General features: G+C 60.0%; 20 protein-coding genes. 14 read left to right on the top strand and 6 right to left on the bottom strand.

Annotated features, from left to right (window positions below; translation table 11 throughout):
• Positions 1 to 22 precede the first annotated feature (22 nt).
• From ACN0SD_RS13370 to ACN0SD_RS13355, 4 genes are read left to right on the top strand one after another with little or no spacing between them, the layout of a single operon-like run.
• Complete coding sequence (locus ACN0SD_RS13370; RefSeq protein WP_417808729.1) at positions 23 to 1,180, top strand: microcin C ABC transporter permease YejB; 1,158 nt, start codon at positions 23 to 25, stop codon at positions 1,178 to 1,180.
• Entirely contained in the window at positions 1,180 to 2,289 is a 1,110-nt protein-coding gene (locus ACN0SD_RS13365; RefSeq protein WP_417808751.1) for an ABC transporter permease, read from the top strand. The genes ACN0SD_RS13370 and ACN0SD_RS13365 overlap by 1 nt, the downstream gene beginning before the upstream one ends.
• Positions 2,286 to 3,890 (top strand): ABC transporter ATP-binding protein, encoded by a 1,605-nt coding sequence (locus ACN0SD_RS13360; protein ID WP_417808728.1) that lies wholly within the window; start codon positions 2,286 to 2,288, stop codon positions 3,888 to 3,890. The genes ACN0SD_RS13365 and ACN0SD_RS13360 overlap by 4 nt, the downstream gene beginning before the upstream one ends.
• 2 nt (positions 3,891 to 3,892) lie before the next feature.
• The gene (locus ACN0SD_RS13355) at positions 3,893 to 5,113 is read left to right on the top strand and encodes a glycosyltransferase (RefSeq protein WP_417808727.1); all 1,221 of its coding nucleotides are present in this window, start codon (positions 3,893 to 3,895) and stop codon (positions 5,111 to 5,113) included.
• A 68-nt stretch (positions 5,114 to 5,181) separates the two neighbouring features.
• Here the strand turns inward: ACN0SD_RS13355 and hemN are convergent, their stop codons facing one another.
• Entirely contained in the window at positions 5,182 to 6,537 is a 1,356-nt protein-coding gene (gene hemN, locus ACN0SD_RS13350; RefSeq protein ID WP_417808726.1) for an oxygen-independent coproporphyrinogen III oxidase, read from the bottom strand.
• A gap of 62 nt (positions 6,538 to 6,599) precedes the next feature.
• Between hemN and fnrL the strand changes: the two genes are divergently transcribed.
• On the top strand, positions 6,600 to 7,340 hold the full coding sequence (gene fnrL, locus ACN0SD_RS13345; RefSeq protein WP_417808725.1) for a transcriptional regulator FnrL: 741 nt from the start codon (positions 6,600 to 6,602) through the stop codon (positions 7,338 to 7,340).
• A gap of 12 nt (positions 7,341 to 7,352) precedes the next feature.
• On the opposite strand, the gene ACN0SD_RS13340 is transcribed toward fnrL, so the two are convergent.
• Together ACN0SD_RS13340 and ACN0SD_RS13335 are read right to left on the bottom strand one after the other, a co-directional pair.
• A complete protein-coding gene (locus ACN0SD_RS13340) occupies positions 7,353 to 7,709 on the bottom strand; it encodes a DUF1428 domain-containing protein (RefSeq protein ID WP_417808724.1) in 357 nt (118 codons plus the stop codon).
• 114 nt (positions 7,710 to 7,823) lie between these two features.
• Positions 7,824 to 8,663, bottom strand: coding sequence for a universal stress protein (locus tag ACN0SD_RS13335; RefSeq protein WP_417808723.1), 840 nt, complete (start codon positions 8,661 to 8,663; stop codon positions 7,824 to 7,826).
• Positions 8,664 to 8,920: 257 nt separating this feature from the next.
• On the opposite strand from ACN0SD_RS13335, the gene ccoN reads away from it, so the two are divergent.
• Genes ccoN through ccoP form a run of 4 tightly spaced genes read left to right on the top strand, consistent with a single transcriptional unit; the run spans position 8,921 to position 12,393 of the window.
• Positions 8,921 to 10,522, top strand: a complete 1,602-nt coding sequence (gene ccoN / locus ACN0SD_RS13330) for a cytochrome-c oxidase, cbb3-type subunit I (protein ID WP_417808722.1) — start codon at positions 8,921 to 8,923, stop codon at positions 10,520 to 10,522.
• Positions 10,523 to 10,534: 12 nt separating this feature from the next.
• Complete coding sequence (gene ccoO, locus ACN0SD_RS13325; protein ID WP_417808721.1) at positions 10,535 to 11,263, top strand: cytochrome-c oxidase, cbb3-type subunit II; 729 nt, start codon at positions 10,535 to 10,537, stop codon at positions 11,261 to 11,263.
• Positions 11,264 to 11,275: 12 nt separating this feature from the next.
• Complete coding sequence (locus ACN0SD_RS13320; RefSeq protein ID WP_417808720.1) at positions 11,276 to 11,476, top strand: cbb3-type cytochrome oxidase subunit 3; 201 nt, start codon at positions 11,276 to 11,278, stop codon at positions 11,474 to 11,476.
• 32 nt (positions 11,477 to 11,508) lie between these two features.
• The gene (gene ccoP, locus ACN0SD_RS13315; RefSeq protein ID WP_417808719.1) at positions 11,509 to 12,393 is read left to right on the top strand and encodes a cytochrome-c oxidase, cbb3-type subunit III; all 885 of its coding nucleotides are present in this window, start codon (positions 11,509 to 11,511) and stop codon (positions 12,391 to 12,393) included.
• A 129-nt stretch (positions 12,394 to 12,522) separates the two neighbouring features.
• Here ccoP and ACN0SD_RS13310 read toward each other — a convergent pair whose 3' ends face one another.
• The gene (locus ACN0SD_RS13310) at positions 12,523 to 12,666 is read right to left on the bottom strand and encodes a hypothetical protein (RefSeq protein WP_417808718.1); all 144 of its coding nucleotides are present in this window, start codon (positions 12,664 to 12,666) and stop codon (positions 12,523 to 12,525) included.
• Positions 12,663 to 12,824 carry a hypothetical protein gene (locus ACN0SD_RS13305; RefSeq protein ID WP_417808717.1) on the bottom strand — a complete coding sequence of 54 codons (162 nt, stop codon included), beginning with the start codon at positions 12,822 to 12,824 and terminating at the stop codon, positions 12,663 to 12,665. Before ACN0SD_RS13305 ends, ACN0SD_RS13310 begins: the two co-directional genes overlap by 4 nt.
• Before the next feature lie 101 nt (positions 12,825 to 12,925).
• On the opposite strand from ACN0SD_RS13305, the gene ACN0SD_RS13300 reads away from it, so the two are divergent.
• The 5 genes from ACN0SD_RS13300 to ccoS all read left to right on the top strand — a co-directional run bounded on the left by ACN0SD_RS13300 (position 12,926) and on the right by ccoS (position 18,228).
• Positions 12,926 to 13,804: a LysR family transcriptional regulator gene (locus tag ACN0SD_RS13300; protein WP_417808716.1), complete on the top strand. Its 879-nt coding sequence runs from the start codon at positions 12,926 to 12,928 to the stop codon at positions 13,802 to 13,804.
• Between the two features lie 116 nt (positions 13,805 to 13,920).
• Positions 13,921 to 15,369: a cytochrome c oxidase accessory protein CcoG gene (ccoG, locus tag ACN0SD_RS13295; protein WP_417808715.1), complete on the top strand. Its 1,449-nt coding sequence runs from the start codon at positions 13,921 to 13,923 to the stop codon at positions 15,367 to 15,369.
• 5 nt (positions 15,370 to 15,374) lie between these two features.
• Positions 15,375 to 15,830, top strand: a complete 456-nt coding sequence (locus ACN0SD_RS13290) for a FixH family protein (RefSeq protein ID WP_417808714.1) — start codon at positions 15,375 to 15,377, stop codon at positions 15,828 to 15,830.
• Positions 15,831 to 15,834: 4 nt separating this feature from the next.
• A complete protein-coding gene (locus ACN0SD_RS13285) occupies positions 15,835 to 18,057 on the top strand; it encodes a heavy metal translocating P-type ATPase (RefSeq protein ID WP_417808713.1) in 2,223 nt (740 codons plus the stop codon).
• A gap of 9 nt (positions 18,058 to 18,066) precedes the next feature.
• Complete coding sequence (gene ccoS / locus ACN0SD_RS13280; protein ID WP_417808712.1) at positions 18,067 to 18,228, top strand: cbb3-type cytochrome oxidase assembly protein CcoS; 162 nt, start codon at positions 18,067 to 18,069, stop codon at positions 18,226 to 18,228.
• 138 nt (positions 18,229 to 18,366) lie between these two features.
• Here the strand turns inward: ccoS and ACN0SD_RS13275 are convergent, their stop codons facing one another.
• Entirely contained in the window at positions 18,367 to 20,079 is a 1,713-nt protein-coding gene (locus ACN0SD_RS13275) for a D-alanyl-D-alanine carboxypeptidase family protein (RefSeq protein ID WP_417808750.1), read from the bottom strand.
• Between the last annotated feature and the right edge of the window lie 123 nt (positions 20,080 to 20,202).

Raw genomic sequence — 20,202 nt, 5'->3', positions numbered from 1 at the left:
CTAACCGAGCAGAGGGCCAGATATGGGCGCCTATATCCTGAGGCGATTGCTGATGGTGATCCCCACGTTGTTGGGGATTATGATCATCAACTTCACGCTGACGCAATTTGTCCCCGGCGGGCCGATCGAACAGGTGATCGCGCGCGTGCAGGGCGAGGCAGATTCGATGCGCAATATCTCAGGCGGGGGCGATGCGGGCACGCAGGGCCAAGGCGGCGTCGATGATAGCGGCTATCAGGGCGCGCGCGGTATCTCGCCCGAATTGCTCAGCCAGCTTGAGGTGCAGATGGGCTATGCGCGCATCACCTGCGACAGCAGCTTTACCGGTACGCCTGATCTGAACAACCCTGCCTGCCAAAAGGAAGAAATACCCGGCTGGGAGCGGTTTTTCATCATGATGAAAAGCTATGCGACCTTCGATTTCGGCAAGAGCTTTTTCCGCAATGAAAGCGTGATCAACTTAGTGCTGGATAAGATGCCGGTCTCGATCACTCTGGGGCTGTGGTCGACGCTGCTGGCCTATCTGATCTCAATCCCGCTGGGTATTCGCAAAGCGGTGCGTGACGGGTCAAAATTCGACACCTGGACCAGCGGCGCGATCATCGTCGGCTACGCCATCCCCGGCTTTTTGTTCGCGGTGATGCTGATGGTGTTGCTGGCGGGTGGGTCGTATTGGAAAATCTTCCCGCTGCGCGGCCTGACCTCGGATGACTTCGACCAGCTCAGCCTTGTTGGCAAGGCGCTCGATTACCTTTGGCACATTGCGCTGCCCGTGACGGCGACGACGATTGCCAGCTTTGCCACAATGACGCTGTTGACCAAGAATTCCTTCCTAGAAGAGATCAACAAGCAATATGTGATGACCGCGCGCGCCAAGGGGTTAAGCGAGAAAAAAGTGCTCTATGGCCATGTGTTTCGCAACGCGATGCTGATCGTGATTGCAGGCTTTCCGGCGCAATTCCTCGGCGTGTTCTTTGGCGCCTCGATCATCGTCGAGACGATCTTTTCGCTCGACGGGCTGGGCCTGCTGGGCTTTCAGGCGGCGGTGGAGCGCGACTATCCGGTGATTTTCGGCACGCTCTATATGTTCGGGCTGATCAGCCTTGTGGTGAATATTCTGTCCGACCTGATGTATGTCTTTGTCGATCCGCGTATCGACTTTGAAAAGAGGGCCGGATGATGCGCTTAAGCCCGCTCAACGCCCGCCGCTGGCGCAATTTCAAAACCAACCGCCGCGCGCTGTGGTCGATGATGATCTTTGGCGTGCTGTTCATCGGCGCGCTGCTGGCCGAGTTCATCGCCAATGACAAACCGATCGTGGTAAACTATCGCGGCCACTACTATTTCCCGATCTACAAGTTCTACCCCGAGACTGCCTTTGGCGGCGATTTCCGCACGCAGGCGATCTATCGCGACCCCGCGGTGCAATGTCTGATCGTGACGGGGGGCAATGAGGCGTGCTTTGACGACGACCCCGAAGCGGTGATGACGCGGGCGCAAAAAACCGGAGAGGTGGACGGCGAAAAGATCGAAAAGGGGTGGATGATCTGGCCCGTCATTCCCTATAGCTACAACACGATCAACGATGTCGGCACCGCCCCCTCGGCACCCGACAAGGACCATTGGCTGGGCACCGATGACACCGCGCGCGACGTGCTGGCGCGCGTGATTTACGGCTTCCGCACATCGGTGATGTTTGCGCTGATCGTGACGGGGGTGGGATCACTTATCGGGATTTCGGCAGGCGCGGTGCAGGGCTATTTCGGCGGCAAGGTCGATCTGTTCTTCCAACGCATCCTTGAAATCTGGTCCTCCACCCCCTCGCTTTACGTCATCATCATCCTGTTCGCGATTTTGGGGCGCAGTTTCTGGCTGCTGGTGTTCGTCTCGATCCTGTTTGGCTGGCCGGCGCTGGTGGGCGTGGTGCGCGCGGAGTTCCTGCGCGCGCGCAATTTCGAATATGTCCGCGCCGCGCGCGCGTTGGGCGTATCAGATCGGGTGATCATGTTCCGCCACATCCTGCCCAACGCGATGGTGGCGACGCTAACGATGTTGCCATTCGTCATCACCGGGGCGATCGGGGCGCTGGCCTCGCTCGATTATCTCGGCTACGGGCTGCCCAGTTCCGCGCCCTCGCTGGGTGAACTCGCGCTGCAAGGCAAACAGCACCTGAACGCGCCTTGGCTGGCGTTCTCGGCCTTCTTCACCTTCGCGATCATGCTGTCGCTTTTGGTCTTTATATTTGAGGGCATCCGCGACGCGTTCGACCCCAGAAAGGTGTTTCGATGAAACCGGTTCTCGAGGTCGAAAATCTGCGCGTATCTTTCGTGTCCGAGGGGCGCGTGTCGCCTGCGGTCAAGGGCGTCAGCTTTAGCGTCAGCAATGGCGAAACCGTGGCGCTGGTCGGTGAATCCGGATCGGGGAAATCGGTCACGGCGCTGTCCACGGTGGCGCTTCTGGGCGGCAGCGCTAAGGTCGAGGGTTCGATCCGCTATGCCGGGCGCGAGATGATCGGCGCGTCGGAACGCGAACTGATGGCCACGCGCGGCAATGATATCAGCTTTATCTTTCAAGAGCCGATGACCTCGCTCAACCCGCTGCACACGCTGGAAAAGCAGATCACCGAAAGCCTGTCGCTGCACCAAGGCCTGCGTGGCGCGGCGGCGCGGGCGCGTGTGATCGAGCTGCTAGAAAAGGTCGGCATCCCCGATCCCGAAACCCGTCTGGCGGATTATCCCCACCAGCTTTCGGGCGGGCAACGTCAACGCGTGATGATTGCAATGGCGCTGGCCAACGGCCCCGATCTGCTGATCGCGGATGAACCCACGACCGCGCTGGATGTGACCATTCAAGCGCAGATCCTTGACCTGCTGGCCGATCTGAAACGCGATATGGGGATGAGCCTGCTGTTCATCAGCCATGATCTGGGTGTGGTGCGTCGTATCGCGGATCGGGTCTGCGTGATGCAGCATGGCGAGATCGTCGAGCAAGGCCCGACCGAAGAAATATTCGCCAATCCGCGCCACCCCTACACCCGCAAACTGCTAGAGGCCGAACCCACGGGGCTGGCCGATCCGGTGCCGGAAAATTCCCCCGAAATCGTGCGCACCGAGCATCTCAAAATCTGGTTCCCCATCCAGCGCGGGTTGCTGCGCAAGACGGTGGGCCATGTGAAGGCGGTCAATGACGCCTCGCTTTCGGTGCGCGCGGGCGAGACGTTGGGGATTGTAGGCGAAAGCGGGTCGGGCAAGACCACGCTGGCGCTCGCGATCATGCGGTTGATCGCGTCCGAGGGGCCGATCCTCTATGATAACGAGGATATTTCGCGCTGGCAGGCGGGGCGGTTGCGCGCGTTGCGCCGCGATATGCAGATCGTGTTCCAGGACCCGTTTGGCAGCCTCAGCCCGCGCCTGACGGTCGAGCAGATCATCGCCGAAGGGCTGACGGTTCACGGTGTCGAGAAGGGGCGCAATCGCCGCGATATGGTGGCCGAGATCATGACGGAAACCGGCCTCGACCCCGCGATGATGGAGCGCTACCCGCATGAGTTTTCCGGTGGTCAGCGCCAACGCGTCGCGATTGCGCGCGCGATGATCCTGCGCCCCAAGGTGGTGGTGCTGGACGAGCCGACCTCGGCGCTGGATATGACCGTGCAGGTGCAAATCGTCGATCTGCTGCGTGATTTGCAGCGCCGTCACGGGCTGGCCTATCTGTTCATCAGCCACGATCTGCGGGTGGTGCGTGCGCTGAGCCACAAGATCATGGTGATGAAGCGCGGCGATGTCGTTGAGGCAGGTCTAGCGCGCGACCTCTTTGCCAACCCGCAAACTGCCTATACGCGCCAGTTGATGGTGGCCGCCTTGGGCGAGACGGCGCTGGAAACGGCCTGAGCATGAAAATCCTGTTCGTTCACCAGAACTTTCCCGGTCAGTTCCCCCATCTCGCCCCCGCGCTGGTGGCGCGCGGCCATCAGGTGATCGCGCTGACCTCTGAGACGAACAAACGCCCGTCGCCGGTGCGGGTGGTAAAATACCGCAAGCCCGACGAGGTCAAACTCTCCTCTGGTCTGACCCGGCTTTACGCGCAATCCGCCGAACGGGGCGCGCGCGCCGCCCTTGCCGCGCGCCAGTTGCGCGACAAGCACGGCTATGTGCCCGATGTGATTTTTGGTCATTCCGGCTGGGGCGAAACGCTGTTCCTGCGCGAGGTCTGGCCCGAGGCGCGGCTGCTGGTCTATGCCGAACTGATGTATCGCACGACCGGGCTCGATACCGATTTCGACCCGGAATTTGCGCGCTCCGGCCTTGAAGCAAAGGTGTCGACCGTGGCGCGCTCGGCGCATCTGGTGCAGTCGATGGTGCAGGCCGATGCGGGGTTGTCACCCACGCAGTTTCAGGCCGACACCTTCCCGCCCGAGCTGCGCGCCAAAATCACCGTGTGCCATGACGGCGTGGATACCGACCGCCTTGCGCCGCGCGCGGATGCCAGTTTTACCGTGCCCGGCACCACGCGCATCTTTCGCCCCGGCGATGAGGTGGTGACATTTGTGAACCGCTCGCTTGAACCCTATCGCGGCTTTCATAGCTTCATGCGCGCATTGCCAGAAGTGCTCGCGGAACGCCCCAAGGCGCATGTGCTGATCGTCGGCGAAGAGGGGCAAAGCTATGGTGCCGCACCCAAGGACGCCAAAAGCTGGAAGCAGAAATTCCTCGCTGAGGTCGGTGACCAGCTTGATCTGAACCGCGTGCATTTTCTGGGCCGCATTCCTTACGCGGATTACGTCAACCTGCTGCATGTCAGCCGCGTGCATGCCTATCTGACCTATCCGTTCGTGCTTAGCTGGTCGCTGATGGAATCAATGGCGGCGGGCTGTGCGGTGGTGGCCTCTGATACCGCGCCCGTGCGCGAGTTGATCGCTGATGGCGAGACCGGACGGCTCGTGGATTTCTTTGACATCGCAGGCTGGTCCGAGGCGCTGATCGCGGGGCTGAGCGCCCCTGAAACCTATGCGCCCATGCGTGAGGCCGCGCGCCGCCATATCGTCGAAAGCTATGATCTGAAAACGATATGCCTGCCGCGACTGATTGAGTTTGTCGAAGGCGCGCGCAGCTAGGCTCTGCCGGGGCAGGGGAAGGGCGCCCGGAGTCCCAGACGCCCGATCCGGTTACCCAAAATCGCGCCTCAGATCGCCGAGCTATGGCTGGAAGCGGACATGTCATAGGCGTCGAAATTGCGCGCGATCATGCGCGTCAGCGGGCGGCCTTTCGCGGGGATCCGCAATCCGTGCTCGGTCATTTCGACCATGTCACCGAACTGCTCGACACAGGCGGCAAACATCTGCGTCAACTCATCCGGCTTGGCACCAAAATCGCGCACCAGCTCATCCGTCTTAATCTCAAAATCCGACATCAGGGCTTCGATCATGCGCCCGCGCAGCTTGTCCTCATCGCTAAAGGCATGCCCGCGCGCGGTGGAAAACTGCCCATCGCGGATCGCGCCAGTATGTTTCGACGTGGCCGATGCGTTTTGCGCATAGCCTTGCGGGAAACGCGAAATCGACGAAGCGCCCAGACCGACCAGCGCTTCGGCCTGATCGTCGGTATAGCCTTGGAAATTGCGCCGCAACTTGCCGTTTTTCTGCGCCATCGCCAAGCCATCCGTGGGCAGCGCGAAGTGATCAATCCCGATTTCGTCATATCCATCGGCCACGAACAGATCGCGCGCGACTTCAAACAGCTTAAGCCGTTCTTGCGGCGTGGGCAGGTGATCGGACGGGATCATCGTTTGCCGCCGCGCCATCCACGGCACATGCGCATAGCCATACAGTGCTACGCGATCCGGCCCGAGCGACAGCAACTGCTGCACCGAATTGGCGATCTTGGTGGGGGTCTGATGGGGCAGGCCATACAGGATATCGGCGTTCAGGCTGGCAACGCCGCGCTCGCGGATCATATCCACGGCAGCTTTGGTAATCTCGTAGCTTTGCTCGCGTCCGATGACTTTCTGGATCTGGGGGTCGAAATCCTGCACCCCGATCGAGGCGCGGTTCATGCCCGCACGCGCAAGCGCGTCCATCCGTGAGGCGTCGATCTCATTGGGGTCGATTTCAACCGAGAATTCGGCCCCTTCGCCCATTGGCACCACGTCAAACACCGCATCGGCCATGCGCGACATCATATCCGCAGGCATTAAGGTCGGCGTGCCACCGCCCCAATGTAGCCGCGACAGCATAACGCCGGGGGCCAGACGTTCGCGCAGCATCTCCAATTCCGCCAGCAAAACCTCGGAATAGGCGCGCACCGGCTCATCGCTTTGCGTGCCCTGCGTGCGACAGGCGCAGAACCAGCACAACCTGCGGCAGAACGGCACATGAAGATAGAGCGAGATCGACCCACCCGCCGGAATCTGTTCGATCCAGCTAGAAAATGTGTCCGGACCGACGCCACCAGCAAAATGCGGTGCTGTCGGATACGATGTGTAGCGAGGCACTTTCGCGTCGAAAAGGCCAAGCTTGGCGAGTTGCGATTCCTGTTTCATAGACCTATCTTTAGATATAAGACCCGCGAGAGAAATTGACACAGATCAAGACGAAAGTCCGTATGACTCATGACGACGTTCATCCTGTCTCGCTGAATTGCGGGGACTGTCCGATCCGCCATCGCGCGGTCTGCGCACGCTGTGATGCGGATGAGATCGACGAACTTGAGGACATCAAGTATTACCGCAGCTTTGAGGCCGGTCAGACGGTAATCTGGGCAGGCGACAAGATGGATTTCGTGGCCTCGGTCGTGTCGGGCATCGCGACGCTGACGCAGACGCTTGAAGACGGGCGCACACAGATGGTCGGGCTGTTGCTGCCCTCCGATTTCGTGGGCCGTCCGGGGCGTTCTGCAGCGGCTTATAGTGTTACCGCGACCACCAATATCCTGATGTGCTGTTTTCGCAAAAAGCCGTTTGAGGAGATGATGGAGCGCACGCCCCACATCGCCCAACGGCTGTTGCAGATGACGTTGGACGAACTGGACGCGGCGCGCGAATGGATGCTGCTTTTGGGGCGCAAGACCGCGCGCGAAAAAATCGCCTCGCTTTTGTCGATCATTGCGCGGCGTGATGCCTCGATCACAGCGAATCAAGGCCAGATGACCTTTGATCTGCCCCTCACGCGTGAGGCGATGGCCGATTATCTGGGGCTGACGCTGGAAACCGTAAGCCGCCAAATCTCGGCGCTCAAGCGCGACGGAGTGATCGTGCTGGACGGTAAGCGCCACGTCACCGTGCCTGATATCGACCGGCTCTTGAGTGAGGCGGGCGATGACAGTGATGGCGGCTTGCCGATCTAAGTCGCCCTCGCGTCAGGCTTTGGCCTCAAAGATCGGCTCGAATCCGCCCCACATCATGCGCATCCCGTCAAAGGGCATTTCGCCCATTTCCTGCCAGCGCGGATCGCTTTCCATTGAGGCGAAACACTTATCCGCCGCCGCGCGGTCGGGCCAGCGAATCCATGAGACGACGACTTTCTCACCGGCTTCACGCTTTACCGCCATCGGAAACGAAGTCACCTTGCCCTCGGGGACGTTGTCTTCCCAGCATTCGGTCATTTCGAGCGCGCCAAAATCAGCGAATAAATCCCAACTCTTGCGGGCCATCTCGATATAGCGGGCCTTGTTCTGTTCTGGCACGGCGGTCATGAAAGCAGTCACGTAGCTCATTGCAACCTCCCTGTTTACCTAAGGTAAGGGTCGCATGAAGAGGTGCGCGCGATCAATGAAAAAAGGGCGCCCGGCAAAGCGCCCTTTCATCCGTTCGCGAATTCTGGCCGAGGCTCAGTGCGCCATGATCACCGGCACATCAGCCATTTCCAGCATATGACGGGTTGCGCCGCCCAAAATTGCCTCGCGGAAGCGCGAATGCCCGTAAGCGCCCATCACCATCGCATCTGCACTGCTGTCGCGAATATGCCGGTTCAGCACATCTGATACCCGCGGCATCGTTTTCGACAGCACCGTGACCTCGGCATTGACGCCATGGCGCGCCAACATCTGGCTTAGCTGACCGCCGGGATCCGAGCGTTCGGGGCCATGCGCGGGCGGGTCGATCACGGTAATATCCACGAGATCCGCCGATTTGAGCACCGGCAGCGCCGCACGCACCGCGCGCATCGCCTCATGTGATTGATTCCACGCAATAACCACGCGTTTGGCGGGGATGTCGCCATCATAACCATCGGGCACAATTGCCACGGGCACCTGACCCTCGAACAGGGCGGCTTCAATCGCGGCCTCCAACTCGGGACCGCGACCCTCGCCATATGGCCGACCCATCAGGACAAGATCGGCAAACCGCGCGCGCAACCCCACAACTGTGGACATCGCCCCGATCTGCGACACGACGACATCAGCGCCCCAGCGAATATCTTCGGCGTCAAGTCGGGCGCGCACGGCCTCATTTGCTTTGCGCGCATCATCTTGCGCGCGATCCATCGTTTCTTGCTGCACGAAGGCTGTCGCGCCCGCGTAGTAATATCCCGTCTGGGTGCGATCGATTCCCATGCACAGCACGTCAAGATGCGCATCGCGCCGACGCGCAACCGCCACGGCCGCATCCAACTGCGATGCTGCGACCTTGGGGTCGGTGACAATCGTCAAAATCGTCTTGTAGGACATAGCTCACTCTCCGCGCTTACAAATTCCGGTTTCAGCAGAGTAATCCTACCAGATTGTAAGCACTTTGATACGGATCAAGCCACGTGTCGGATAAATCACAAAACTGCGACCAAATCGCGCAGTCATGTCGCGAACATTTGATGCAGATCAAGGCATCGTGCATACCTAGAGGCCAGAAGAACGACAGTCACGCTCTGGGGATTCTCGCATTGCGACTCCACACCCCGGAGAGAAGACATGACGAAGGGACGCACAAAATGTGGGATTATATCAAGCTGATTGCGCTTGGCCTTGTGGCGGTGATTGCCGCCATCGCGGCTGGTAACGCGCGCGATCTTTCTTATCAGGTGAACGCGGTCGAGATTTTGCTGGCAGCAGCAATCGCGTTTATCTGGGTGCTACGCACCATGGGGACCCGTCAACCGGCCCCGCAGAACGAGTATTTCGATGGCGTGGTTCGCGCCGGGGTTATCGCCACAACCTTTTGGGGAGTGGTTGGTTTCCTCGTAGCCGTCATCATTGCGTTTCAGCTGGCTTATCCGGTGCTAAACTTCGAATGGGCGCAAGGCTATCTGAACTTCGGCAAACTTCGCCCGCTGCACACGTCAGCGGTGATTTTTGCATTCGGTGGCAACGCGCTGATCGCGTCGAGCTTTTACGTTGTGCAACGCACCTCTGCTGCGCGTTTGTGGGGCGGTGGGCTGTCGTGGTTCGTGTTCTGGGGCTATAATCTGTTCATCGTGCTTGCCGCGTCCGGCTATATTTTGGGCGCAACGCAATCCAAAGAATATGCAGAACCGGAATGGGTCGCCGACGTCCTGCTTACGATTGTCTGGGTCAGCTACCTGCTGGTCTTCATGGGCACGATCTTCAAGCGCAAAGAACCCCATATCTACGTCGCCAACTGGTTCTATCTGTCGTTCATCGTGACCATCGCGATGCTGCATCTCGTCAACAACCTCGCCGTTCCGGTGTCGTTCTTCGGCTCGAAATCAGTGCAACTCTTTGGTGGTGTGCAAGATGCCATGACGCAGTGGTGGTATGGTCATAATGCGGTGGGCTTCTTCCTGACTGCAGGCTTCCTTGGCATGATGTACTACTTCGTGCCCAAGCAGGCTGAACGTCCGGTCTACAGCTACAAACTGTCGATCGTTCACTTCTGGGCGCTGATCTTTCTGTACATCTGGGCGGGTCCGCACCACTTGCACTACACCGCGCTGCCCGACTGGGCTGGCACGCTGGGCATGGTGTTCTCGATCATCCTGTGGATGCCGTCCTGGGGTGGCATGATCAACGGCCTGATGACGCTTTCGGGCGCATGGGACAAGCTGCGCACCGATCCGATCATCCGTATGATGGTGGTTTCGGTCGGCTTTTACGGCATGTCGACCTTTGAAGGCCCGATGATGTCGATCAAAGCGGTGAACTCGCTGTCGCACTACACCGACTGGACGATCGGTCACGTGCACTCGGGCGCGCTTGGCTGGAACGGCATGATCACCTTCGGCACGCTCTACTTCCTTGTGCCGCGCTTGTGGGCGCGTCAGGGCCTGTATTCGCTGAAACTCGTGAGCTGGCACTTCTGGCTCGCCACCATCGGGATCGTTCTTTACGCTTCCTCGATGTGGGTTGCGGGGATCATGCAAGGTCTGATGTGGCGCGAAGTGGACAGCCAGGGCTTCCTTGTGAACGCCTTTGCCGACACCGTGGCCGCGATGCACCCGATGTTCGTCGTGCGCGGACTGGGTGGGGTTCTTTACCTCGCTGGTGGCATGATCATGGCCTATAACTTGTGGATGACGGTTGCTCGTCAGCCGCGCGTGGAAACGCGCTCGGTTGCCGCCGTGCCGGCAGAATAAGGAGAGGACAGAATGGGACTTCTCGATAAGCACTCCGTCCTTGAACGGAACGCGACACTACTTCTGATCTTCGCCTTTCTCGTCGTCACCATCGGCGGCATCGTGGAAATCGCACCGCTTTTCTACCTCGAAAACGTTATCGAGGATGTCGAAGGAGTGCGACCCTACACGCCGCTCGAATTGACGGGTCGTGACGTCTATGTCCGCGAGGGGTGCTATCTGTGCCACTCGCAGATGATCCGTCCGATGCGCGATGAGGTGGAACGCTATGGTCACTACTCGCTGGCAGCAGAAAGCCAGTATGACCACCCGTTCCAGTGGGGCTCCAAGCGCACGGGGCCTGACCTCGCGCGCGTGGGTGGGCGCTACTCGGATGCGTGGCATGTCGATCACCTCGTGAACCCGCAATCGGTCGTGCCGGAATCGGTGATGCCGAAATACGGCTTCCTCGCGAACCGGATGATTGATGGCCGCTATATCGACGAGCGTCTGGAAACCGATCTCACGGTGGGTGTGCCTTACGACTCGGATATGATCGCAAATGCGAAAGCGGATCTTGCCGCTCAGGCCGATCCCGACAGCGATTATGACGGGCTTTTGGAGCGCTATCCAAACGCCACCAATGTTCGCAACTTCGATGGCCGTCCCGGTCTTTCCGAGATGGACGCGCTGATCGCCTATTTGCAGGTGCTTGGCACGATGGTCGATTTCTCGACCTTCCAACCCGTGGCTAACCGGTAAGGGAACGCAAAAATGGACTATCATATCTTCAGGGAATTCGCGGACAGCTGGTTTCTGATCTTCCTGTTCGTGTTCTTCCTCGGGATTGTGCTCTGGGTCTTCCGGCCCGGTTCGCGCAAAACCTATGAGGATACGTCCGACATTCCCTTCCGGCATGAAGACAACCCCGCCAGTTCCTCCGTTCCCGGTGAAAACCGGGACCGGGGCGAATGACGGCGCCACGTTAGGTAAGGAGGCGTGGAATTATGAGCAAAAAACCGACGAAGAAAAAACACGAGGTCGAGACCACTGGTCACCAGTGGGACGGCATTGAAGAGTATAATAACCCGCTGCCGAAATGGTGGCTCTATACCTTCTATGTCTGCATCATCTGGGGCATCGGCTACTCAATCGCCATGCCGGCATGGCCGATCTTTAAATCCGGAGCGACGCCCGGCCTTCTCGGGTCATCGACCCGGGCTAATGTGCAGGCCGATATCGACAAGTTCGCCGCTATGAACAAGCCGGTGCAAGAAAAGCTGGTTGCGGCCAATCTGGATGAGATCGCCAGCGATCCCGAACTGAAGAACTACACCCAGAACGCGGGTGGGGCAGTGTTCCGGACGTGGTGCGCACAGTGCCATGGTGCTGGCGCGGGCGGTAATCCGGGCCTTGGCTATCCCAACCTTCTAGATAGCGACTGGCTGTGGGGTGGCACGATGGAGGATATCCACTTTACCGTCACGCATGGTGTTCGCAACGAAACGGACCCCGAAGAAGAAGCCCGCTTTTCGCAGATGCCCGCGTTTGGCAAAGACGAGATCCTCGAAAAAGAGGAAATCGATCAGGTCGTGCAATATGTCCGCAAGATCTCGGGTCAGGACAACGACGCCAATCTGGCGGCCGCTGGCGAGACCGTGTTCATGGACAACTGTTCGGCATGTCATGCTGAAGATGGCACCGGCGATCAGGCACAGGGCGCGCCCAACCTGACGGATGCGATCTGGCTGTATGGCGGCGATGTAGACACGATCACCTACACCGTGACCAATGCCCGCGCGGGTGTGATGCCCAACTGGAACGAGCGTCTGTCCGAAGCCGACATTCGCGCCGTTGCCTCTTATGTCCACAGCCTCGGCGGTGGTCAGTAACACTAATCCCTTGGGGTTTCGGCCCCTCGGGTAGCACCGGCACCCCCGTCCTGTTCGCGCGTTTCCTGGGGGCGCCGGTGACCTTGATCAAGAGGGTCCTGAAAGGGGCCCTCTTTTTCGTATCGGAGGTTACCTAAGGTGTATTCTGACCATATCTTTTGACGGCGCAAGGTTTTTATCGCGCTGCACGCCGATGTGATTGCGGCGCGATTGCAGTTCAGGTCGATCCAGCCGCGCCGCGACCAGAAAGCTCTGCGCCCAGATCCCGATCATGCGCGCATCCTGCGAACGCGATCCCAAAGCGCGGGATGCCGGGGCAGGGTGTGATGGCCGATCCTGTGCTCGGGTGAGGGCGCAAGATCGTTGCGCGGCGGGGCCAGCCCTATGCGGGCGAAAAGCATCGTAATCTCTGGCGTAAGTGTTACTTTCATTGTCATTCTCCCAATCGCTATATTTCATATAGAAATGATGCCTGAAATTTGACAAAATGCGACTCAGGAAGATTTTCGATATGTAAACTGAGTTTACGGTAATGGATTGGCGCTCTCTGCCTTCGCTGTCGTCCTTGCGTGCGTTTTGCGCCTTTGCAGAGAGCGGCTCGGTTGTGCAGGCGGGGCGCGCGCTGAGTGTCAGCCATGCCGCGATCAGTCAACAATTGCGCGCCCTTGAGGCTCATCTTGAGGTCAGCCTCGTTGATCGTTCACGCGTGCGCGCGCAGCTCACCGCCGAGGGACGCCAGCTTGCGCAGGCTCTGAGCGAAGGGTTCGGTCTGATTTCCGCTGGCGTCGATGCGCTGAGCACACAAGGTGACATGCGCCCCTTGCAGATATCGACAACGCCCAGCTTTGCCTCGGCATGGCTGCTGCCCCGCCTGCCAGAATTTCGCGATGCCCATCCTGAAATCGGTCTGTCCATTGATCCCTCTGCGCGTGTCAGCACCCTTGCCCCCGGTGGAATTGACATGGCACTGCGCTATGGCACTGGGCGGTGGCCCGGACTTGAGGCGCGGCTGCTTGTGCGCTCGCCTGTTGTCATTGTCGCGACGCCCTCGCTGGTGGGGCAGGGGTGCTATGCCCAGCCCGCCGATCTGTGCTGTTTTCCATGGTTGCAGGAACTGGGCACCAACGAGGCCAGCGAGTGGCTGGATCGCTTCGGGATCGCGCAATATGCCAGCAAGGGCATTCTTTCGATGCCGGGGAACCTGATGCTTGAAGCGGCGCGGCTGGGGCAGGGGGTTGCGATCTCGGCACGGATTTGGGTCGAGGACGATATCGCTGCAGGTCGGCTGCGGTTGTTGTTTGAAGACGACGAAGAGAAGGGCTACTACACGGTGACGCGACCGGGTGTGATGCGACCGGCTCTGCGCGCCTTCATCGGCTGGCTGCACAAGGCCGCGGCCGCCACGTTCTGAGTGCAAAAGCCTAATTCCTGCATCCTAAATCTGTCTTTTTGACGCAGGTCAAAGTATTCACATCTGTGTCATAACAAAAGAATCCCAAGACGCAGTTTAATCATACGGAGAGAGTCGTGAGCTCCACCGAACCAGTCGAACCCCCGCAGCTTTACGCTGCCCGAGAGCCGATTTTCCCCCGTCGGGTGAAAGGTCAGTTCCGCAGCCTCAAGTGGATTTTAATGTCCTTGATGCTTGGCTTTTATTACATCACGCCGTGGATTCGCTGGGATCGTGGGCCGGAACTGCCCGATCAGGCCGTTCTGATGGATCTGGCAAACCGGCGCTTCTTCTTCTTCATGATCGAGATTTGGCCGCATGAATTCTACTTCGTCGCCGGTCTGTTGATCATGGCGGGGCTGGGGCTATTCCTGTTTACCTCGGCGCTGGGGCGTGTGTGGTGCGGCTATGCCTGCCCGCAAACCGTCTGGACCGATCTGTTTATTCTGGTCGAGCGCTGGGTCGAGGGCGATCGCAACGCGCGCATCCGCCTGCTGCGTCAAAACTGGAACGCGGAAAAAATCCGCAAGCGCGTGACGAAATGGGTGTTGTGGCTGTTGATCGGCGTGGCGACCGGCGGGGCGTGGGTGTTTTACTTTACTGATGCGCCGACGCTGCTGAACGACTTGGTGCACGGCACCGCATCCCCTGTCGCATATATTACCATCACTGTTGCGGCGCTGACCACGTTTGCCTTCGGTGGCTTCGCACGCGAGCAAATTTGCATCTATGCGTGCCCATGGCCGCGCATTCAGGCCGCGATGATGGACGAAGACACCATCACCATCGCCTATCGCGAATGGCGCGGTGAGCCGCGTGGCAAGCTGAAAAAGGGTGAACATGACCCGACGCAGGGCGATTGCATCGACTGTATGGCGTGTTTCAACGTCTGCCCGATGGGCATCGATATTCGCGACGGCCAGCAACTGGAATGTATCACCTGCGGGCTGTGCATTGATGCATGTAACGAGATGATGGACAAAATCGGCAAGCCGCGGGGCCTGATCGGCTACATGGCGCTGAAAGATGAAACCAACGAAAAGGCGGGCAACCCTGTCATCAACGTTTGGAAGCATATTCTGCGCCCGCGCACGCTCATGTATTTCACGCTTTGGGGTGCAATCGGGGTCGGTCTTGTGGTGGCTTTGTTCATGCGCTCGCCGATTGACTTCAACATCACGCCAAACCGTGACCCGCTTTATGTAGTCGAACCCAGCGGCGAGATCCGCAATATCTACACGCTGCGCTTGCGCAACAAGGCGGGCGAGGCCACGACTTTCCAAGTCACCGCTGTGGCCCCTGATGGCGTCGATCAAAACGCGATAAGCGTTGTGCTCGAAGGGCAACAGGGCAACACCGTCACTGTGCCTGCCGATGAAACGATGACCCAGCGGCTTTATATTATGGCCAAACCCGGGTCGGTGCCTGCAACTTCGGATCGCACGGAAATGCGGATCTGGATTTCGGACACCGCCAGCACAGATCGCGTCTCAACCGACACGGTCTTTAACGGAAGGGCACAGTGAGCGAGATGGCTAAACCTTTGACCGGTCGGAAGGTTCTGTTGATTGCCGTCAGCGCCTTTGGCGTGATCATCACAGTGAACCTTGTGATGGCGTGGAATGCAATCTCAAGCTTCCCCGGTCTGGAGGTGAAAAACTCTTACGTCGCCTCGCAGGTGTTTGACAAAAACCGGGTCGCGCAAGAGGCGCTGGGATGGGTCGTGGAACCGGAGTATTCGGATGGCAAGCTTAGCCTTGTCATCCGCGATAAGTCGGGGCTGCCTGCGAAAGTCGCCTCGCTTAAGGCTGTGGTCGGGCGCACCACGCATATGCGCGACGATATCACGCCGACATTCGATTATGTCGGTGGTATCTTTGTGACCCCGCTACAGCTTGCGCCCGGCGCGTGGCTGATCCACCTTGATGCTCAGGCCGCTGACGGTACGCAGTTCAGCCAGCGGATTGATTTGTTCGTGAAAGGCTGATGCGATGACGGTCTCTCCGGCCCCATCCAATGCAAACGACTATGAGGCAGAGCGCGTCTCTGCCTCGGCTTGCCCCGCCTGTCTGGCCGCGCCTTCGGCGGAGCAACTGGCGAAATCGGGCGATATCAAGGGCGCGCGGATCATGCTGTCGCTGCCCACGGCCCATTGCGCGGTCTGTATCACTGATGTCGAACGCGAGTTGATGAAACAGCCCGGCGTGAAATCGGCCCGCGTGAACCTGACGCTTAAACGCGCCTCGATCGATGCCGAGACGGGCGTCGAACCCGCCGGGCTGATCGCGGCGCTTGATAAAATCGGCTATGAATCGCACGAACTCGATCCCGGCATGCTGTCTGCCACCGAGGCCGATAAACGCGGGCGCGATCTGTTGATGCGCATTGGCGTGGCCGGGTTTGCGATGATGAATATCATGCTGCTCTCGGTCGCTGTCTGGTCGGGCGCGCAAGATGCCACGCGCGATCTGTTCCACTGGGTTTCAGCCGCCATCGCGATCCCAACGATCATTTTTTCCGGCCAGCCGTTCTTTGCCAACGCCTATTATTCACTACGGGGCGGGCGGCTTGGCATGGATGTCCCGATCTCGCTGGCGATCCTGCTGGCGCTTGGGATTTCGCTGTTCGAGACGATGCATTCGGGCGCGCATGCCTATTTCGAAGCCGCCACGATGCTGACCTTCTTCCTGCTGGTGGGGCGCTATTTGGATTATCGCACCCGCGCCGTGGCGCGCTCGGCGGCTGAGGAACTGGCCGCGCTCGAAGTGCCCCGCGCCACCGTTTTGCGCGAGGGCGTCGAGGTCGTGGTACCCGTGGGTGAACTGGTCGTGGGCGATCTAATGCGCGTGCGCCCCGGTGGCCGCATTCCCGCAGATGGCGAGGTGATCGAGGGGCATTCCGAATCCGACCGCTCGCTGTTGACCGGTGAAAGCCTGCCCGTGCAGGTCGGCCCCGGCATGGTGCTTAGCGCGGGCGAAGTGAACCTGACCGGGCCGTTGCTGATCCGCGTCACGGCGGCGGGCAAGGATAGCTCGCTGCACCGGATGGCCGATCTGGTGGCGATGGCCGAAAGTGCCAAGACGAAATACACCTCGCTGGCCGAACGTGCCGCGCGCGCCTATGCGCCGATTGTGCATATCCTGTCCTTCACCGCGTTTTGCGCCTGGGCTTGGGTGACGGGGGGCGATTTCCGCCTTGCGATCAATATCGCCGCCGCTGTGCTGATCATCACCTGCCCCTGTGCGCTCGGTCTGGCCGTGCCTGCAGTGGTGACAGCGGCAAGCGGCAAGCTGTTTCGCAAGGGGTTGTTGATCAAAGACGGCACCGCGCTGGAACGTCTGGCCGAGATCGACACCGTCGTTTTTGACAAGACCGGCACGCTGACCATGGGTGCGCCGCGCCCGCAAAACCTGTCCGAACTTGCGCCCGAGGCGCTGTCCGTCGCGATGGCACTGGCCGAGGGCTCGTCGCATCCGCTGGCGCGCGCGCTGCATCAAGCCGCGCTGGGGCAGGGGGGAACGCCTGCTGCGCTGGATGACATCCGCGAGGTGCCCGGCTACGGCGTCGAGGGCCATTGGCAAGGGCAGATCGTGCGTCTGGGCCGTGCCAACTGGAGTGGTGCGGATGAGGGGACCAGCACGGCGACCCACCTCAAAATCGGCGATGCGGCCTCCGTATCGATCCGCTTTGTCGACAGCCTGCGCCCCGGTGCCGAAGAGGCCGTGGCCGGTCTCGCCGCGCAGGGGAAATCGGTCTGGCTGGTGTCGGGCGACGTGGAACCTGCCGTCGCCGATCTCGCCCAGCGGTTGGGGATAGCGCAATATCGCGCAGGGACCTTGCCGATGGAAAAGGCGCAACTGGTCGCCGATCTGACGCGTGAGGGACGCCGCGTGCTGATGGTCGGTGACGGGCTGAATGACACGGCGGCGCTTGCGGGAGCGCATGTGTCGGTCTCGCCCGCCTCGGCACTGGATGCCGCGCGCACGGCCTCTGATATCGTGCTGCTGGGGCAGGACTTGGCCCCCATTGCCGAGGCCGCGCGGATTGCCAAACACGCACGCCGCCGGATCAAGCAGAACTTTGGCATCTCTATCATCTATAACGCGATTGCGGTGCCGCTGGCACTGATGGGGCTGGCGACGCCGTTGATGGCGGCGCTGGCTATGTCAGCCAGCTCGATCACCGTCTCGCTCAATTCGTTGCGGCTACGCTAGGGGGACGCCATGAATGTGTTGATCTATTTTATTCCGATCTCACTGTTCTTGGGGGGCATTGGGCTAACGGCCTTTTGGTGGTCGATCAAGAACCGGCAGTATGACGATCCCAAGGGCGATGCCGAGCGCATCTTGTCGCATGAGTTTGACGACCGCCCCAAGCAGGACTGACGTAGGCCCGGGGTGCAGCCCCTCGTGATGTTTCGCAAATTCGGAGCATGGCGAGCCATGCGCGTCGTGTTGCACTCAAAGAAAAGCCGCGTCCGACTGTATCGGCGCGGCTTTTCCGTTTGGGTTTTGGACGCAGGATCAGGGGCCGATCAGGTTACAATCCATGCCGCGTGCTTGCAAGCGGGCGCAGGCGAGTTGCGCGCTGTCTTGTGTCATGCCGACGAAATTCGCCTCATAGCCGGTTTTGCGCGTTGCGACCTTGCGCAGCGCATCGCCCAGCGTGTCGCTATCCATTAAGGCGGTGGTTAGCAGATGGCGCTCGGCGGCAAAGTTCGATCCGAACAGCCCAAGGCTGACGCCCCAGTTGCGCCCGCCCGAACTGGAAAGCCGGGCCACAACGCGCGGCTTGGCGGCGGGGGCAGGGGCCTCGGGGGTGAGGGCTGCAAGGATAACCTCGGACGGTTGATCCGTTGCACCGTTCTTGGCCATCGCGGTGGTTTCGGGCTGCGGTTTGGTGGTTTGGGCAAAGCCCGGCGTGGGTTCGACAGCATCGCCCTCGGCCTTGCTTTCATCGCCCAGATCAAGCGCGCGTGCCTGCGCCAATTCCATCGTTTCGGGTTGCGGTGCGGTGTTTTGCACAAATTTCGGCCCCGTCGGCGGGGCGGCGGCGGCGTTGTCGGGTTCATACGAGGCCAGTTGAATATCGCTCGGCTCGGCGCTCGCGGCATCGCTGGCGGCTGCCTGTGCCAACGGCGTAGCACCGGTGACTTCGGCAGGTTTGGCCTGCTGGGCTTGCGCCATCTGGATCGCGCGCGGCGAGGCCATCGGACGCGGGCTGGCCGATATTTCTGCGCCAATACCAACATCGCTGCCCGCATCGGCAACCTGAATTTCGGGCGCGGCGGTATCGGTTTCTTCGGCCACATCCTCGGGCGTGTCCGCTACGCTATCATCGACCTGATCGCCCTGCACAGCCGCAGCCAGTGCCAGCGCGATTGCATCGCTATCCGCGCGCGGCGGCGAGGGGCGGTTGTCGGGACGCGGGCTTTCTTTGGGGGCCAGTTTTTGCGCCACCAGCATCGGAGCGGAGCCCATCGGGCCAAGATATTGCGGAACTCTGGGGGGCAGAACACGCGCATTGGAGGGCGCGCGTTTAAAGCCCATATTCAACAGATCGGCCATTTTCGCATTGCGTTGCGCCGTCGAGGTGCCGCCAAAGACGGTCGCGATGATACGCTCGTTTCCGCGCTTGGCCGAGGCCGTCAGGTTGAAGCCCGAGGCCGAGGTATAACCCGTCTTGATCCCGTCCGCGCCCTGATAGGCGCTTAGAAAACGGCGGTTGGTGGAATAGACAGTCGCGATTTTGGCATTCGCGGAATGGCGCGAGAAGATATTGTAATACTGAGGAAAATCGAAAAACAAATGACGGCCCATGATGGTCATGTCATGGGCAGAAGACAGGTGCCCCTTGCGCGTCAACCCGTTGGCATTGACGAAATGGGTGTTCTTCATCCCAAGCTGCTTGGCAGTACGGTTCATGCGCGCGGCAAAGCCAGCCTCGTCGCCCCCGATATAATCGCCAAGGGCGGCGGCGGCATCATTGGCTGATTTGATTGCGGCGGCGCGGATCAGATAGCGCACGGCGATCTTCTGCCCCGGACGCAAACCCAAACGCGACGGCGGCTGCGAGGCAGCGTGTTTGGTCACGGTGACGATGGAATCGAGGCTGAACTCGCCATGCTCGATCGCCTGAAACGTGATGTAGAGCGTCATCATCTTGGTCAGCGAGGCCGGGTGCAGGGGCGTATCGGCGTTTTTCGAATACAGCACCTCGCCCGAGCGCATATCCATCACCATCGCCGCATAAGGTGCAGCCATCGCGCCCAACGGTGCGAAAATTACCAATAAGAATACAAACAGCCCTTGACGGACCCAGCGCGCTAGCGTGGTCACGGTTCTTGCCCTTTCACTGCC

It is taken from the genome of Thioclava sp., assembly GCF_048263065.1.
Lineage (GTDB): Bacteria > Pseudomonadota > Alphaproteobacteria > Rhodobacterales > Rhodobacteraceae > Thioclava.
The sequence above is the reverse complement of the archived record's forward strand: the minus strand, read 5'-3'. Positions and strand labels throughout refer to the sequence as shown.

Bases quoted from the DNA above. Each gene is read 5' to 3' on its own strand.
- ACN0SD_RS13355 (WP_417808727.1), top strand. From the start codon at position 3,893: ATGAAAATCCTGTTCGTTCACCAGAACTTTCCCGGTCAGTTCCCCCAT.
- ACN0SD_RS13275 (WP_417808750.1), bottom strand. From the start codon at position 20,079: ATGGATATGCGCTCGGGCGAGGTGCTGTATTCGAAAAACGCCGATACG.
- ACN0SD_RS13340 (WP_417808724.1), bottom strand. From the start codon at position 7,709: ATGAGCTACGTGACTGCTTTCATGACCGCCGTGCCAGAACAGAACAAG.
- ACN0SD_RS13320 (WP_417808720.1), top strand. From the start codon at position 11,276: ATGGACTATCATATCTTCAGGGAATTCGCGGACAGCTGGTTTCTGATC.
- ccoS (WP_417808712.1), top strand. From the start codon at position 18,067: ATGAATGTGTTGATCTATTTTATTCCGATCTCACTGTTCTTGGGGGGC.
- ccoP (WP_417808719.1), top strand. From the start codon at position 11,509: ATGAGCAAAAAACCGACGAAGAAAAAACACGAGGTCGAGACCACTGGT.
- ccoO (WP_417808721.1), top strand. From the start codon at position 10,535: ATGGGACTTCTCGATAAGCACTCCGTCCTTGAACGGAACGCGACACTA.
- ACN0SD_RS13305 (WP_417808717.1), bottom strand. From the start codon at position 12,824: ATGAAAGTAACACTTACGCCAGAGATTACGATGCTTTTCGCCCGCATA.
- ACN0SD_RS13290 (WP_417808714.1), top strand. From the start codon at position 15,375: ATGGCTAAACCTTTGACCGGTCGGAAGGTTCTGTTGATTGCCGTCAGC.
- fnrL (WP_417808725.1), top strand. From the start codon at position 6,600: ATGACTCATGACGACGTTCATCCTGTCTCGCTGAATTGCGGGGACTGT.
- ACN0SD_RS13365 (WP_417808751.1), top strand. From the start codon at position 1,180: ATGCGCTTAAGCCCGCTCAACGCCCGCCGCTGGCGCAATTTCAAAACC.
- ccoN (WP_417808722.1), top strand. From the start codon at position 8,921: ATGTGGGATTATATCAAGCTGATTGCGCTTGGCCTTGTGGCGGTGATT.
- ACN0SD_RS13370 (WP_417808729.1), top strand. From the start codon at position 23: ATGGGCGCCTATATCCTGAGGCGATTGCTGATGGTGATCCCCACGTTG.
- hemN (WP_417808726.1), bottom strand. From the start codon at position 6,537: ATGAAACAGGAATCGCAACTCGCCAAGCTTGGCCTTTTCGACGCGAAA.
- ACN0SD_RS13300 (WP_417808716.1), top strand. From the start codon at position 12,926: ATGGATTGGCGCTCTCTGCCTTCGCTGTCGTCCTTGCGTGCGTTTTGC.
- ACN0SD_RS13335 (WP_417808723.1), bottom strand. From the start codon at position 8,663: ATGTCCTACAAGACGATTTTGACGATTGTCACCGACCCCAAGGTCGCA.
- ACN0SD_RS13310 (WP_417808718.1), bottom strand. From the start codon at position 12,666: ATGATCGGGATCTGGGCGCAGAGCTTTCTGGTCGCGGCGCGGCTGGAT.
- ACN0SD_RS13360 (WP_417808728.1), top strand. From the start codon at position 2,286: ATGAAACCGGTTCTCGAGGTCGAAAATCTGCGCGTATCTTTCGTGTCC.
- ACN0SD_RS13285 (WP_417808713.1), top strand. From the start codon at position 15,835: ATGACGGTCTCTCCGGCCCCATCCAATGCAAACGACTATGAGGCAGAG.